A 13,828-nucleotide genomic window follows, 5' to 3' on the forward strand; every position below is an offset into this window, starting at 1 on the left:
CAGGCGCGCGACTTTCTGCCCTCCAATCCGGGAAGCGGAAGTTCGTGGAAGACTTCGGTCAAAGGCATAGGGAAACCGGATGCTTCGAGCGCCATTCGCAGCTCTCAATTACGTTGCCAGTCCGGTGCCGTTGATGACAAGAGCGAGTCCGATAGAGTTGCGGCAGGTATCGGGCACACGAACTTCGAGCGCGTCGGCCGATCGCGTGAATGGAAGAGGTAGCTCGCTGCCAGGCAGCGTCACGCGAGATACTTCGCCTCTACCAACGGGATTACTGCTTCCAAGCAGCGTTAGGCGCACTCTGCCTTCCTCAGGCCAACCCAGGATCAGTGCGTGAACCGCACCATTGCGCGTCACATATCGCACGTCTTTTGCCGTATAGATGGAGGTCTGACCACCCTCCGAGAAAGCTCCGCCGCCGTTCACCGCTGATCCCTCTCCATGCAAACGCCACGGGCGGGTGCCGTAGATTGCCTCTCCATACCGGCCCATCCACGTCGCGATCTCTTCGACGATCTGCCGCTCCTTTTCATCGATAGTACCATCCCCCCGGATTGGCACGCTCAGCATCAAGTTACCGTTCTTTGAAACTACATCACACAAGGTATGAATGACCTTGGCTGGGGTCTTGTATAGGTTTTTGCGATAATATTCCTCGCCGTAGAACCAGTTTCCGAGGCATGTTTCCGTTTGCCAGGGAAACTGGTCGATATAGCTCTTCTGGCCCCGCTCGACGACATCGACGAGACCCATCCGCCGCTGCGGAGGCGTTTCCTTGGCTGTGACCACACCCTCGAGGTGCCCGCCGTTCCACTCCATGTTCCGGTTGTAAAAATACGCGGCCATGTCGAGCCCAGCCTGTTGCAACGGCAGGTCATGGTTGTCGAAGTAAAGCATATCGGGCCGATACTTGTCGATCAGCTCTTGGCATCGCAGCACCCACCGCCGCACAAACTCAGGATCGGGCGGCACGCCCTCATTCCACAATCCATCTGTCGCGGCATGCCACGCGTCCGCCTCAGCAATTGAAGTGATGCCATCTGGCATCGCCATGCTCGCCCGCGTGTAGAGTTGCTGCGGATCCAGTCCCTCCCACCAAGTACCGCGCCCGGAGGCCTTTGTCAGTCTGGCGGCATCGTAACGCTGTCCCTGCCGCGATCCCTCGGCATCATAGCCGTAAGCCGCCTGGTTCCAGTGCCAGGCATGGCCGGAATGGTTTGATACGGCAAAACGCAGCCCACGCTCACGCGCAAGCTTTTCCCACGTACCAATGACATCCTTGCGCGGTCCTATTCGAACCGAATTCCATTCATGGTGAGAGGAGGCGAAGCAATCGAGATTGTCGTGATGATTGGCGATTGCCATAAAATATCGAGCGCCGGCTCGCTTGTAGAGATCAAGAAGTTCCGCTGGATTCCAACGCTCTGCTCGCCAACGGTTCTGGATTTCCATGAACCCGCTATCTGCAGGATGTCCGTAATTCTTCAGATGGTGTTGATATGATGGATGCCCCTGAAGGTACATGTCCCGGGCATACCAGTCGTCGCCTGCGGCCGGCACGGATGCAGCACCCCAATGCGCCCAGATACCGAATTTCGCGTCACGGAACCAGTCGGGTGCGCTATATCCTGCCGTTAACGAAGCCCAGTCCCCTACGAATTTTTGCGGGGGCGGCACCTTCACCGACCGCACCGTCGATGCCGCATTTGAAATTCCGGTAAACAGCGATGCAGCCGTTCCGGCAAGGCCTACACCCAGGATCGTCCGTCTCGTCGGCCGCATGTTCTTCCCCCCCAACAACGTCGATGTACCGATACCGTCTTTCATTGGTAAAGGTTACTTCCACCAATGCCAGAGCCTAATTCGAGCATCGTGTTTTTTTTCGGTTTTGACCGGCGTTCCAAAGGCTCTCGTTTTGGGGATGGCGACAGCGCTTCGGAATTTGGCTATCGTCATCCCCCAAAGCGGCGCCTCGGCCTTGAGCATTGCAGAGGTTGCTAGCGACTGATCTCTGATAATAGCATGGAATATCTTCTGTAGCCCTGCTGGCCATCGCAATGATGTTTCGGAGGAAGCGCGCGGATTCCGGGGTTGTCCCGGCCACACGGGGGGAGTGAGGAGCCGCAGTAACGATTAAATTCATGCAAGCTTCACTCTGAAAGCTTTGTTGCGAATATTCCGCAATCGGAAGCCTTAGAGGCAACCTATAGCTTTATTGGGGCCCTGAAAGATGAAACAGGTCCGGCTCATGCGGGCGAGATTGGTGAAAAGCTATGGGATGGTTCAGGGAAAATGCGCCTAATCGTCCGAAATTTCTGATCTCATCCGCCAGAATGGTCGCTCTGAGCTTCGGCAGAGCGAATGCCATACTTGATTTGAAATCCGCCCTGCCCATATACAAACAACTGGCACTCTTTCATCGTGACTGCCAGATCGCAACGCGCGGCGCTGGCCTCTCTTGTGAAAGCGACGCCTAGTCGCGGCCCAGCGACAGGATCGCTCCATCATGACATTGCGCCCCTTGGATGACCGCGTTCTCGGACGCCGGCTAAAAGCACCCAAGAGGGCCGCCGTCGGCATCATCGTTCCTGACAATGCCCGTGAAAAGCCGCAGGGAGGCGAGATCGTGTCCGCTGGCTCGGGCACCAGAGGGGAAGACGGGACGATTATTGCGCCTGACGTCGAGGCGGTTGCCGCATCTTGCTCGGCAAATGGTCCCCCACTGAGTTCAAGGTGGGCGGCGAAGACCCCGTTATCATGAAGGAAAGCGACGCGCTCGGCATTCTGGGCTGAGTTGTCAGCGGGCCGGCGCTTCCCGGCGAAGTCGACATCTCCACCTAGAAGGATAACGACCATGACCGCCAAAGATGTACGATTTTCGCGCGATATCCGCGAATCTCTCAGCCGAGGCGTTGATACTCTCGCCAATGCTGTGAAAGTGACGCTTGGCCCCAAGGGCCGCAACGTGCTGCTGGACAAAAGCTACGGCGCGCCCCGTATCACCAAGGACGGCGTCACCGTCGCCAAGGAAATCGACCTCGTCGACAAGTTCGAAAACATGGGCGCGCAGCTGATGCGCACTGTGGCATCGCGGACCAACGATCACGCGGGCGATGGGACGACCACCGCCACCGTGCTCGCGCAGGCGATCGTCCGCGCGGGCATGAAATCGGTCGCTGCACAGTCCAATCCGATCGACCTGAAGCGCGGCATCGACATTGCGGTCAAGGCAGTGGTCGCCGAACTCAAGGCCCGGTCCAAGCCCGTGGCGGGAACGGACGAGGTCGGGCAGGTCGGTACCATTTCGGCCAACGGAGATGAAATCATTGGCCGCAAGATCGCCGAAGCTATGGAAAAGGTCGGCAAGGAAGGCATCATTGCGGTCGAGGAAGGCTCCGGCGTCGAATTCGAGCTCGATGTCGTCGAGGGCATGCAGTTCGACCGCGGCTACCTTTCGCCCTATTTCGTGACCAACCCCGCGAAACTGACGGTTGAACTGGCCGATCCGCATATTTTGCTGTTTGAGAAGAAGTTGGGAGCGCTTGCCCCGATCCTTCCCTTGCTCGAAGCCGTCGTCCAGTCCGGACGGCCGCTGCTCATCATCGCCGAGGACGTCGAGGGCGAGACTTTGGCAACGCTAGTCGTCAACAAGCTGCGCGGTAGCCTGAATGTTGCCGCGGTAAAGGCACCAGGCTTCGGTGATCGCCGCAAGGCCATGCTGGAGGATATCGCGGTCCTGACGGGCAGCGAAGTCGTCTCAGAAGATCTCGGGATCACGCTTGAAAACATCACGCTCGCCATGCTGGGCACGGCCAAAAAGGTGACGATCGACAAGGATACCACCACCATCGTCGATGGCGCCGGCACCGCCGATGCGATCAAGGGACGCATCGCGGCGATCCGAGGGCAGATAGAAAACACCGCCAGCGAGTACGACCAGGAGAAGCTTCAGGAGCGCCTGGCCAAACTCACTGGCGGCGTCGCGATCATCAGGGTCGGCGGCTCAAGCGAAGTCGAAGTGAGGGAGCGCAAGGACCGGGTCGACGACGCCCTCTTCGCGACGCGTGCCGCCGTCGAGGAGGGGGTCGTGCCGGGCGGCGGCACCGCACTGCTCTACGCCTCCAAGGTGCTGGCCGGGATGAAGGGCGCGAACGACGACCAGACCCGCGGCATCGAGATCGTACGCCGCGCCTTGCAGGCTCCGGTCCGCCAGATCGCGGAAAACGCCGGACACGACGGCAGCCTCGTTGCCGGGCGGCTGTTTGAGGGTGGCGATGAAAACATTGGCTTCAATGCCCAGACGGAGCGCTATGAAAACCTGTTTCAATCCGGCGTCATCGACCCCACCAAGGTTGCCCGCTGCGCCATTCAGGATGCGGCATCAGTCGCGGGAATGGTGATCACCGCAGAAGCGGGTATTGCCGACCTAGTCGAAAATACGTCATCGAAGGCCTGATCTACCTGTCACCATAATTCTCCGTCCTCGAACATCGATTATCCTTCCGAGGTTACAAAGGTAATTTCAATTTCATTCTGGTGATCGGTAGGTTCCTCTAGAACAGGCCGCTCGCCTAAATGATAAATGCCGTGAGCTAGTTGGAATTCGACGCCGCAGGAACGTCGGACATGCTCGCATTTCCATTCTGAAGCGGACATTCGTCAATCGGCCATCTTTTGTGTGTGGAAGGGAAAGGCGGACGGGCAACAGCTGCGACCGGAATATTGGTGGCTGATCGTCTGTGAATGATAACGTGACGGCTCTCGAACCCTCCCGCAGGATGACCAGCGGATGAGGCGGAAGAGAGCCGGGATGGGAACAGCCATGACGATAGGTTTGGATCTGGCGAAGAACGTGTGCCATTGCACGGTGTGGATGCTGATGGTGCAGCGGTACTGCGCCAGCAATTGACGCGCAGTCGCGTCCTGACATTCTTCGCGAAACTGCCGCTTTGCTTGATCGGAATCAAGGCGTGCGCATCAACAGACTTCTGAGCGCGTACAACTCATCGCCCTCGGTCATGATGAAGAGTTGATGCCCGCGCAGTAATGTGACCGTTCGTCAAACGCGGGAAGAAAGATGCAGCGAACGCTGAGGCGATCTGCGAAGCAACGCGGCCGACCATGCGGTTCGTTGGAATTAGGTCACCAGAGCAACAAAGTGCGGTGATGCCGCATCGTGTTCGCCTAATACTTAACCGTCAGCGAACCCAGTTATCGACCGCCTTGCGGGCGCACATAGCGGAGTTCGGCATCGTCGCCCCAATCGGCAGGGAAGGTGGCCGACTGGCGACTGTCAGGTTCGGAGCGATTAACGGCGATCAGCCGCCCTTCCCGAAAATCTGATCGAGCGATTGCGATCGTTCAATGCCCCGCGCTTTCCTCCACATGGGGAAGCCCCCTCGGCTTTTACCGTAAATACCCGATGGTGGTCAGAGAGAATCTCGTCAATCGTCATCCTCAAATGGAGGCGCCCTATGTCAGACACTCATGAAAAGCTTGCAGCGAATATGCCCGCACCCAACCCGTGGCTGACGCCGAGCGTCTATCCTACATCCCACTTCAACCCAGGCGCGACGGATTCCGTGGCCATTGCAGGCCCGATACAGGGAAAGACCCTCGTAAAGGGCGACGATGCAAAATTCGTTCGCAACTTCATGGCTTCGAACCCCACTTTGAAGAAGATCGGGAGCGATACGGTTGCGTTCGCCAGCGGCATGTTCGGCCTGCGAAAGCTATTCCTCACTGGCAAGGCGATCGAATCGATTTCCTACATGGCCTATCCCGGCTTCGAAGAGGTGTTTGAAGGTGCCGACGAGGCAACGGTCGAAGGTCTACTCGCGGAATGGGACAAGGCGCGCCGAGAGGGCGACGATGCGAAATTGATGGAGGCCATCCGCGGCGTCGACGACATCGGCTTCACTCACGCCATCGGTATTAACGGCGTCTACAACCTGTTCGACCGGGACGGCTTCCACTATTGCGTATTCGGCGGCACGCGAGTGCTAAAATGCACTGATGACAACGAGGTCCGCTCGCCCGCCCGCATCGTGAAGGTGGCCGACGTGGCAGCGGCCGTGCCCCCAGACGTCGCACAGTCGGTCAGCCGCATCATCGCGCTGAGCATGACGTATGACGGCTTCCTGGTCGCCGCCGCTCCCGGCGCGGTGATCATTCTCGATCGCGATCTTGCCGTGAAGTCGTACGTGGCCTTCTCGGGCGAAGCCGTCGACAATGCCGTCCCTGTCGACGAGTACGGCGGCATCTACGTCGTAACCTCGCGCAGGATGCTCAAGGTCGTCTGGAACGGCAAGAACCTCTCTTCCGAAGAGGAGGATGGCGCCTGGGAATCCGGCTACGAATGGATGCCTGACGAAAAAGCCTTCGCGCTGGGATCGATCTCGCGAGGATCTGGGACGACGCCCACTCTGATGGGATTCGGCGACGACCCGGATAAGCTCGTTGTTATCGCGGACGGAGCAGAGGGCGGCACCAACCTCGTCGCCTTCTGGCGCGACGACATTCCCGAGGATTTTGAGCAGAAGCCGGGCACTAAGTCGCGCCGCATCGCGGATCAGGCCAGGATCGAGATTTCGAAGGCTACCATCGAACCGTCGCCCAACGTTCTCGGCTACGGCGTGGCCGTCGTCAACAGCACTTATCCCGAGCCGTTCCCCGAGCCAGGCTTCCATAATGGCTTTATGGCGGGGGTCACCCGCCCGGCCCCAAAGGGCATCCAGAAGTTCAACTGGAATCCTGCGACGCGCCGGTTCGAACAAGACTGGCTTAACGCCGAGATCGACAACAGTGATATCATGGTGCCAGTCGTATCGGCAGCGACAGGCCTGCTGTATGCCGCCAACAAACGCGGCCTAACCTACGAATATGCCGGTCTCGACTGGGTGACAGGCGAGGTCAAGGCACGCTGGGTGTTCCCGGACGACAGCGCCATGTGGAATGCTTTCGGCGGCATCACCACCATCCTTGAAGACGGTGACCTTCTAATAGGCGGGGCCTTTGCAATCAAACGTATCATCGGCTGAAAACCCGTTATCGCCCGCATTCACCCTTGGATCGCGATATTCGGACGGTTCCGGAGCGAATCCGTGCCCACCAGCAGCTTTTCTCTCGCTAGGTTTGGGGGTCTTGAAGGAACGACCAATTCCAAATATTTGAGTTGGGCGGCCGCACGGCGATAATGGGCGTCGAGCCACTGGCATACACCGCTGCTTGAGAATAATGCGCTCGTCAAGCAACCCCGCCCCATAAACACCACGGTCACCGTAGCCGAGGTTGTCGGCGAGGATGAAGAGGATGTTGGGGCGCGAAGCGCGAGGTCATGTGGGGACGGGCATCGGTGCCCCCATCATCAGGCCCGCCAAGCCTCCGGCTGCCAGCAGAGCGAGGACGTTGCAGCCACTTGAGACCATTTTATGGTCAGAAAAAGAAGCCGATGCGCAACTCTAGTTGCCAGTCGTACTGTTTGTAGTCGTTCACCAGCGCCACATCGCCTTGCAGCGACATCACCGTCGTCGGATTGATCTTCTTGCCGATGGTGGCGTCGAGCGGGAGGAAAAGCCGCCAGTCGTCCTTGGTGTTCAATTTCGCCTCGGGACTGAACGTGACGAACCACTTCTCCGGCAACTGCCAGTTGAAGATCGGTTGCACGCTGACCACGTTGATGTCGGCCCGGTCGTCCTTCCCCGCAAAGCTGAAGGTATCCCGTACAATCAGGCCGACAAAGGTACCGCGGCTGATGTCGGGGAGTTGGTAAATGATGGCGGCTGTCGGAACGAGCTGCCACTTGCCAGTGGTGAACCGGTCGTCAGTCCCAGTCGGGATGATTAGCTGCGTCCCAAGGGCCATGGTCGCAGGTCCGCGCGGGGGCGCGATGAAAAGGGCTTGTGTCAGGACATCACCCAGGCCGACCTTGTGATTGCCGTCAGGATCGGCCAGCGTCAGTGCTTCGTTACGGACGATGGGTATGTCGCCGCGCGTGCTGAGCTTCCAGCCTCCGCCAAGCATGAACGGTTTGTCCGCGCGAAGGGTCAGTGTCTCCGCATCAAGGCCATTGGGCTGGTTCTGGTATTTCAGACGAACGTCGAACCTGGTGACCGGCCTGGTGGGGTCTTGTCCGCTGTTTTCTTCGTGTTCGTCTGCAGCTTGAGACGCCGTAGCCTGTGCTGATGCTGAAAGCGGGACCGCGACGGCGGCTAAGCATCCAAGCAGGCTCCAGGCTCGATATGTCCACGATGGTACCGTCTTTTCACGAAACACACGATTCCCCAACATGAATGCGCACTGCATAGAGGTGCTAGTGAGGAGGACGCTAGGCCGCGCTTAACCCGGTTAGGATCGGGAAAAACTGAGTATCATTGGCGATTGTCTCAAGGACGTGATCCACAGCTTGCCTACCTTCAGACTTTCGGGATAGCGCGCGCACGGGGCTCCGCGCCCCATTCCGCATGTCCTCGTACGCGGATCCCGGTCGGCCGTTGCTGGCTATCTATTTCAACTTCGATCTCCTCTCGGTGCCGAGATAGCCGACGCAATCAACATGCCGGACATGCCGCATCGCCGTGAGCAAGCGCTTAGTCTGGTGTCGAGTCCGATGGACCCATCCGTCCGCGATGTTTTTCGACGATTGCTGGAGAAGCTTTAGGCGCCGCAGGAATGCACTGTCCTAGGCCGAGGCCTCCTTCGCGAACTGCCGTTCCCCGCGATGTTATGGCCGCAATCCAGGCCATTTGTGGCTGCCTTATAGCGCGCGGGAACGGCAGGTCGGATCGTGAAGAGTTTGTCCATGATCCGCGAACGCAACCACGAAGGACTTACCGCGCGCGCCCTCGTTCAGGCAGCGGGGACGAGCGTGGCTTCATACAATATTGAATTCTAAGCCCTTACCGAAGGTTCGGCCATGCAGTACATCAAAGCCGTGCCCTTGCACGAGGATCGCACGTAGTGAAACGTCCACCACGGCAGTCTCAATGCAGGTTGCTATGCCAGGCCAGCGCCGTTCAGCCGCAACTTCAAACGCCATTTCCGTCGCAGTCTTAGCGATGAGGCCCACTGGCCTCGCCCGGGCCTCGGCGAGTTTTCGTAAAGGGCGTCGCTGCTATCGATCTTCGATCCGATGCGGTGGTTTTAGCACTTGCAGAAACATCTTCGCACTTGCAGCATGCTCTAGCCTTTCAGGCATCTTTTCCAAACTATCAGGCCGATCTTGACTCGGCCTTTTTTCGTGATTGGCGAAGGTTTCTCGCGCTGATCTATCTCCCGCAAAATCCACCCGGGCCCGTTCCATGCGTCCGACATCGACCGTCCAGCATTTGGGAAAAAAGAGACGTAAGTCTCATCACGGGAACCTCTCTCGACGCCAGGATCACCGAAAGGAGAGACTGACAGTTCGAGGTCTTTCAGAATTCAAAGACATATTGCGCCGCGACGCCAACCGCGTAATCGCCCTTCTTCGATAATGCGGCATCGTCAATCACCACATAGGTCGCGTTGTCTGCCGCCAAACGATCAACTTCCTGCAGACGAACGGCCTGTAGTGAAGGGCTGCTCCAAAGCCCTTCTGTAACGAAATGATGAATTTGATCAAAGCCAAACTCGCCATCGCGAGCCGCCATCGGTTGCACGCTCTTGCGATCCGCGGGCCTGATCAATCCTGCGATATAGCCCGGACAGACCCGCTGACGCACCTTATGGCGTAGCGGAGACAAAAATGGCGCCTGCTCGTCGCCCTCGAGCTGCGCTAGTCACACAACCATGGCAGGTAGAGAAAGTTGAATTTTAATTCGTCTACGGCCGAATGACAAGCGGACGATTACGTCGTTCGATGCCCTAATGCTGAGTTGGCGCACCGCAGCGCAAAACAACCTTCGGATAATAGGCGGCGCATCAGTGGTGCCTCTGCCTAGCAGCCTCCGCCAAGGCAGAGGAGAGATCGGAATACACGTAGGGTCCGACGGAATATACGTTCGTGGTTCTCTTCGTAACGCCATGCGGCAGTCCAGTCGCAGGGGCGTCCAAATGCCCTCCCTCATTTTCCCAGCCGTCCACGTCTTGTGTGTTGCTTAAATCCGGCGAACCGTTTTGCTCCGTGATATCTTGCTGAGAATGGGCATCGATAGCCAGTAGGTCGGCATGGATAAGAAGCAGTTGATCGGCGATCATTTCCAACGCCAGGACCTTCCGCTCTTCCGTGGTTCCGCCATGTCTGGCAGCGGCAAGACTGATCATTTCAACTTCCTCGAGTGAAAGCGCTGCCTCGTCGGCTTTGACGGCGGCGTGAGCTAAAGGCGATCTCAGCTCATCCGCGACCATAGTTTCAGAATACTGCTGGATATGGCGACGACTGCGATAAGCGTGCAGTCTTGCTGCGTAATGGGCTACGATCCTAGAATAGGCTTCCCGATTCTCACCGGGATGTGAAGCCCTCGCGTTTATAAGCGCCAGCTGATGCTGGTAGAGTAACTCGTTGAGGTCCATGGTTTAATTTCCAAATAGGAGTAAGATGTCTCTTGATATTTCTCCGGCTTATGGATTTATCAATATTTTATCTTAACACACCTGCAATTGATAAAGTATTTTATTTGGCTGTATCGAGAGGAAATTGCCTCTTCTTGGCAAGCGAGGCCGGTACCCTTGATGGCCGAAACACCCGAGTCGAAGAGTGGTCTCCTCGGCCCGGCCCAGGATGAGTGTAGGGGTGCAGCCGCCTAGAGCGGCGAGCGAATGGGAGGTGGTACAGGCTCAGCACCGGGCCGGTATTTGTCAGTGGGTTTAGACCATGGATCGCAGCAAAGGAGAAAGCGGTGGCGACAAATGACCCCCTTGACCCTGAACTCCTCATGTGAGGAGGGTATGGCACAACAGTCGGCGAGACGGGGCTGGAAGAACCAGTGAACGGCAGAGCGCAGTGGGCAAGGCGCCGGCGTCTCTCGGCAAAGGTAATCAAAGCGGCCCCATGCGCACGCCCTTGGCACGCCTCGTGACGTCAGTGCAGGATGGCCTAGCCGAATTCTGAGGCGATACTTCGGGCGCCGCTAGGCTGCCTGACGGGCGTGAGACCATTCGGCGGTCCCCAGCTTGTTCCGGAATAACCCGCAGGTCCGACCGGCCATGCGGATAGCCCGAAGCGAATCCGCGGGAAATCACCAGTTCAGCCCCGTCCCCCCCTGTCGCAATCTGTCCGCTCCAGCAGCGGACCGAGAGCCCCCATGAACAAAAGGATATCGAAGCGTGGCATGCTGAACGTCATGGCCGTGGCCGCCTTGAGCGGCCTGGCGTTCCTTAGCCAACCAGCGAATGCCGCCGAGGGTGGCAGCTCCGTCTACCTGCTGGGATCGGGAGGGCCGGAGGCGGCCCTGCTGCCTCCGGTGGAGGGATTGTTCCTCGACAATACCTATTACTACTACGACGGCGACATCGGGGCGGATCGCAGCTTGGTGGTGGGCGGCAAAGTCGTTCTGGGCCTCGATGCGACGATCGTGGCGCAGTTCACCACCGCCTTGTGGGTTCCTTCGACAAACTTTCTTGGCGGGACGGTAGCATTGGGCTTGGCCCTGCCCATCGGCGCTCCCATGGTCGATGCCTCTGCCGTCCTGAGCGGCCCGCGCGGGCAAGTTTTGGAAGTGTCCCGGCACGACAGCACACTGACAGTAGGCGACCCGCTCGCCACAGCTGAACTTGGCTGGAAATGGGACAACCTGCACGTCACCGCCAGCACCCTCGTCAACGTGCCCGTCGGCCATTACCGCGAGGATCAGCTCGCCAACCTCTCGTTCCATCGCTGGGCTGCCGACGTCTCGCTGGCGGCGAGCTGGCACGACACAAAGTCGGGCTGGGACGTCAGCGCCAAGGCGGGCGTGACCTTCAACGGCACTAACAGGTACACCGACTACGACAGCGGCAACGAATTCCATGTGGAAGCGGCGATCGAAAAGACCTTCTCGCCTAAATTTTCTGCCGGCGTGCAGGGCTACTACTATAACCAGATCAGTGCCGACAGCGGCCCCGGCGCAGTGCTCGGCCCCAACGAAGGCGAGGTGACAGGCGTTGGTGTCACTGCCGCCTACAACACCGTCATGGGCCGCAGCCCCGCCACGTTCCGTGTCCGGGCCTTCAAGGAATTCGACGCCAAGCGCCGGCTCGAAGGGAGCGCGGTAATGGTCAGCCTTTCGCTGCCGCTGAAGATGATCATGCCTCCGCACGGGGCCGAATGACAAAGGGCCGGAGCGATAACGGCTGGAGCGCACGCGCACTGTAAGGAGAAAACGAATGTCCAAGGTCGCGCACACGAGTTCGGCCCGATTGGGTGTACTTCTTCCCATCCTCGCGATGGGCCTGCCGACGTCAGCTCTGGCGCAGAACCAGGTCGCGGAGATGGCTACTGGCTCCGTCACCGCTTCTACCGCGCGAGCCGCCGCGGAAGAAGACCCGGAAAAGCTAAAGACGATGAAGCCCGAGCTGCTGGTTGTGCCGATCCCGCTAACAAATCCAACCTTGGGCGCTGGTCTGATGGGAGCGGCCGTCATGTTCTACAATCCGAACGGAAGCGACTCGCCCTGGGTCACGGGTGCGGGAGGTCTCTACACCAGCAACAAGAGCTGGGGGGGCGCTGCCTTCCACAGCATGTCACTCGCGGATGACCGGTTCAAGGTCCTGCTGTTTGGGGGCTATGCCAACATCAACATCAATTTCTACGGCATCGGTGGATCGGCCGGTGACCGTGACGTGTCGATTAAACTGGTCGACAAAGGTATCATGGGACTGGCGCAAGGCCAGTACCGCGTCGCGCCTTACCTTTATGTCGGCGGGCGGTACCAGGTGATGGACCTCGACAACGAGATACGGCGCGAGAACCCACTGTTTCCCGATGCCGACCTGCCACTCCCCGAGTTCAAGAGCATGATTTCCGGAATCGGCCCCTCGATCACTTACGACAGCCGGGACAATCAGTTCGCCCCCCGCACCGGAACCGACATCACGCTGGTCGGCACATTTAACTTCAAGGACCTTGGCAGCGATTTCACGTACAACAAGTGGCAGTTCGCGGCGAACGGCTACTTCCCGGTGACCTCGACGGGGACCTTGGCGGTCAATGGCACGGTATGTGCGGTATCGAAGGGCGGACCATTCTACGACTTGTGCATGTACGGTCAGGCTGGTGAACTGCGGGGCTACGAGATGGGACGCTACCGCGACCGCGCCTCCTGGGCGGCGCAGCTTGAATGGCGCCAGAAGCTCAACGAGAAGTTCGGGGCGGTATGGTTTGCCGGTGTCGGCGGCATCGCCAAAAGCCTCGGTGATCTGGCGGATACCACCATGCTACCCAGTGCCGGCATGGGCGTGCGCTATAAGGCGTCAAAGGAAACTGGCATCAATCTGAGGCTGGACTTGGCGATAGGCAAAGACTCGCAGGCAATCTATTTCGGCATTGGCGAGGTCTTCTGAAGCCGGTTTGGTCCAATTTTGCGTTCGTCATTCCATTGATGGCGCGGGGTGCGAGCGCAAGGTCATACCTATGCCACCCATGCAGCTCAATCGCACCGTTCGCTGGTGGCCGTGCTTCACATTCAGTTTCCCGAGACGTTTCCCATATGTCCCAGGCCGATGATCGTCGCGTGCCCCGTTCTAGTGAACCATTGATCCTTGAAACTCAACATTGAGGAGGCGGATCCTAGGCCGAGGCACTGCAGCGCAGTGCACAGCCGCTGCCTCGCCAGCGATCCAGCATCGCCTTCGGTCCTCGCGCATCCGCCACGGAACGAGGCTCATTCTCACCTGCTCGCTTCGCGTGTCCGCGATCTTGGCCGCCGCAAAG

8 protein-coding genes and 1 pseudogene are annotated in these 13,828 nt (G+C 58.7%); 5 read left to right on the forward strand and 4 right to left on the reverse strand.

What is annotated here, in order from left to right; all coding sequences use genetic code 11:
• Positions 1-108: 108 nt before the first annotated feature.
• A complete protein-coding gene (locus AC1VV3_RS23080; RefSeq protein ID WP_465128818.1) occupies positions 109-1,827 on the reverse strand; it encodes an alpha-L-fucosidase in 1,719 nt (572 codons plus the stop codon).
• A gap of 679 nt (positions 1,828-2,506) precedes the next feature.
• On the opposite strand from AC1VV3_RS23080, the pseudogene AC1VV3_RS23085 reads away from it, so the two are divergent.
• The 3 genes and pseudogenes from AC1VV3_RS23085 to AC1VV3_RS23095 all read left to right on the forward strand — a co-directional run bounded on the left by AC1VV3_RS23085 (position 2,507) and on the right by AC1VV3_RS23095 (position 7,040).
• Positions 2,507-2,793 (forward strand): annotated as a pseudogene (locus AC1VV3_RS23085) (co-chaperone GroES).
• Positions 2,794-2,854: 61 nt separating this feature from the next.
• Entirely contained in the window at positions 2,855-4,456 is a 1,602-nt protein-coding gene (groL, locus tag AC1VV3_RS23090) for a chaperonin GroEL (RefSeq protein ID WP_482963402.1), read from the forward strand.
• Positions 4,457-5,474: 1,018 nt separating this feature from the next.
• A complete protein-coding gene (locus AC1VV3_RS23095) occupies positions 5,475-7,040 on the forward strand; it encodes a hypothetical protein (RefSeq protein ID WP_482963403.1) in 1,566 nt (521 codons plus the stop codon).
• A gap of 394 nt (positions 7,041-7,434) precedes the next feature.
• On the opposite strand, the gene AC1VV3_RS23100 is transcribed toward AC1VV3_RS23095, so the two are convergent.
• The 3 genes from AC1VV3_RS23100 to AC1VV3_RS23110 all read right to left on the reverse strand — a co-directional run bounded on the left by AC1VV3_RS23100 (position 7,435) and on the right by AC1VV3_RS23110 (position 10,491).
• Entirely contained in the window at positions 7,435-8,274 is an 840-nt protein-coding gene (locus AC1VV3_RS23100) for a transporter (RefSeq protein WP_482963404.1), read from the reverse strand.
• Between the two features lie 1,139 nt (positions 8,275-9,413).
• Positions 9,414-9,701: a transposase gene (locus tag AC1VV3_RS23105; protein ID WP_482963652.1), complete on the reverse strand. Its 288-nt coding sequence runs from the start codon at positions 9,699-9,701 to the stop codon at positions 9,414-9,416.
• Between the two features lie 199 nt (positions 9,702-9,900).
• Positions 9,901-10,491 carry a hypothetical protein gene (locus tag AC1VV3_RS23110; protein ID WP_482963405.1) on the reverse strand — a complete coding sequence of 197 codons (591 nt, stop codon included), beginning with the start codon at positions 10,489-10,491 and terminating at the stop codon, positions 9,901-9,903.
• 731 nt (positions 10,492-11,222) lie between these two features.
• Between AC1VV3_RS23110 and AC1VV3_RS23115 the strand changes: the two genes are divergently transcribed.
• Positions 11,223-12,227 carry a SphA family protein gene (locus AC1VV3_RS23115; protein WP_482963406.1) on the forward strand — a complete coding sequence of 335 codons (1,005 nt, stop codon included), beginning with the start codon at positions 11,223-11,225 and terminating at the stop codon, positions 12,225-12,227.
• A 55-nt stretch (positions 12,228-12,282) separates the two neighbouring features.
• Positions 12,283-13,458 (forward strand): BamA/TamA family outer membrane protein, encoded by a 1,176-nt coding sequence (locus AC1VV3_RS23120; protein WP_482963407.1) that lies wholly within the window; start codon positions 12,283-12,285, stop codon positions 13,456-13,458.
• Positions 13,459-13,828 lie beyond the last annotated feature (370 nt).

The organism is Novosphingobium sp. BL-S-34 (assembly GCF_056857015.1).

Coding starts and splice junctions, on each gene's coding strand:
- AC1VV3_RS23120 (WP_482963407.1), top strand. CDS start 12,283: ATGTCCAAGGTCGCGCACACGAGTTCGGCCCGATTGGGTGTACTTCTT.
- AC1VV3_RS23115 (WP_482963406.1), top strand. CDS start 11,223: ATGAACAAAAGGATATCGAAGCGTGGCATGCTGAACGTCATGGCCGTG.
- AC1VV3_RS23095 (WP_482963403.1), top strand. CDS start 5,475: ATGTCAGACACTCATGAAAAGCTTGCAGCGAATATGCCCGCACCCAAC.
- groL (WP_482963402.1), top strand. CDS start 2,855: ATGACCGCCAAAGATGTACGATTTTCGCGCGATATCCGCGAATCTCTC.
- AC1VV3_RS23080 (WP_465128818.1), bottom strand. CDS start 1,827: ATGAAAGACGGTATCGGTACATCGACGTTGTTGGGGGGGAAGAACATG.
- AC1VV3_RS23110 (WP_482963405.1), bottom strand. CDS start 10,491: ATGGACCTCAACGAGTTACTCTACCAGCATCAGCTGGCGCTTATAAAC.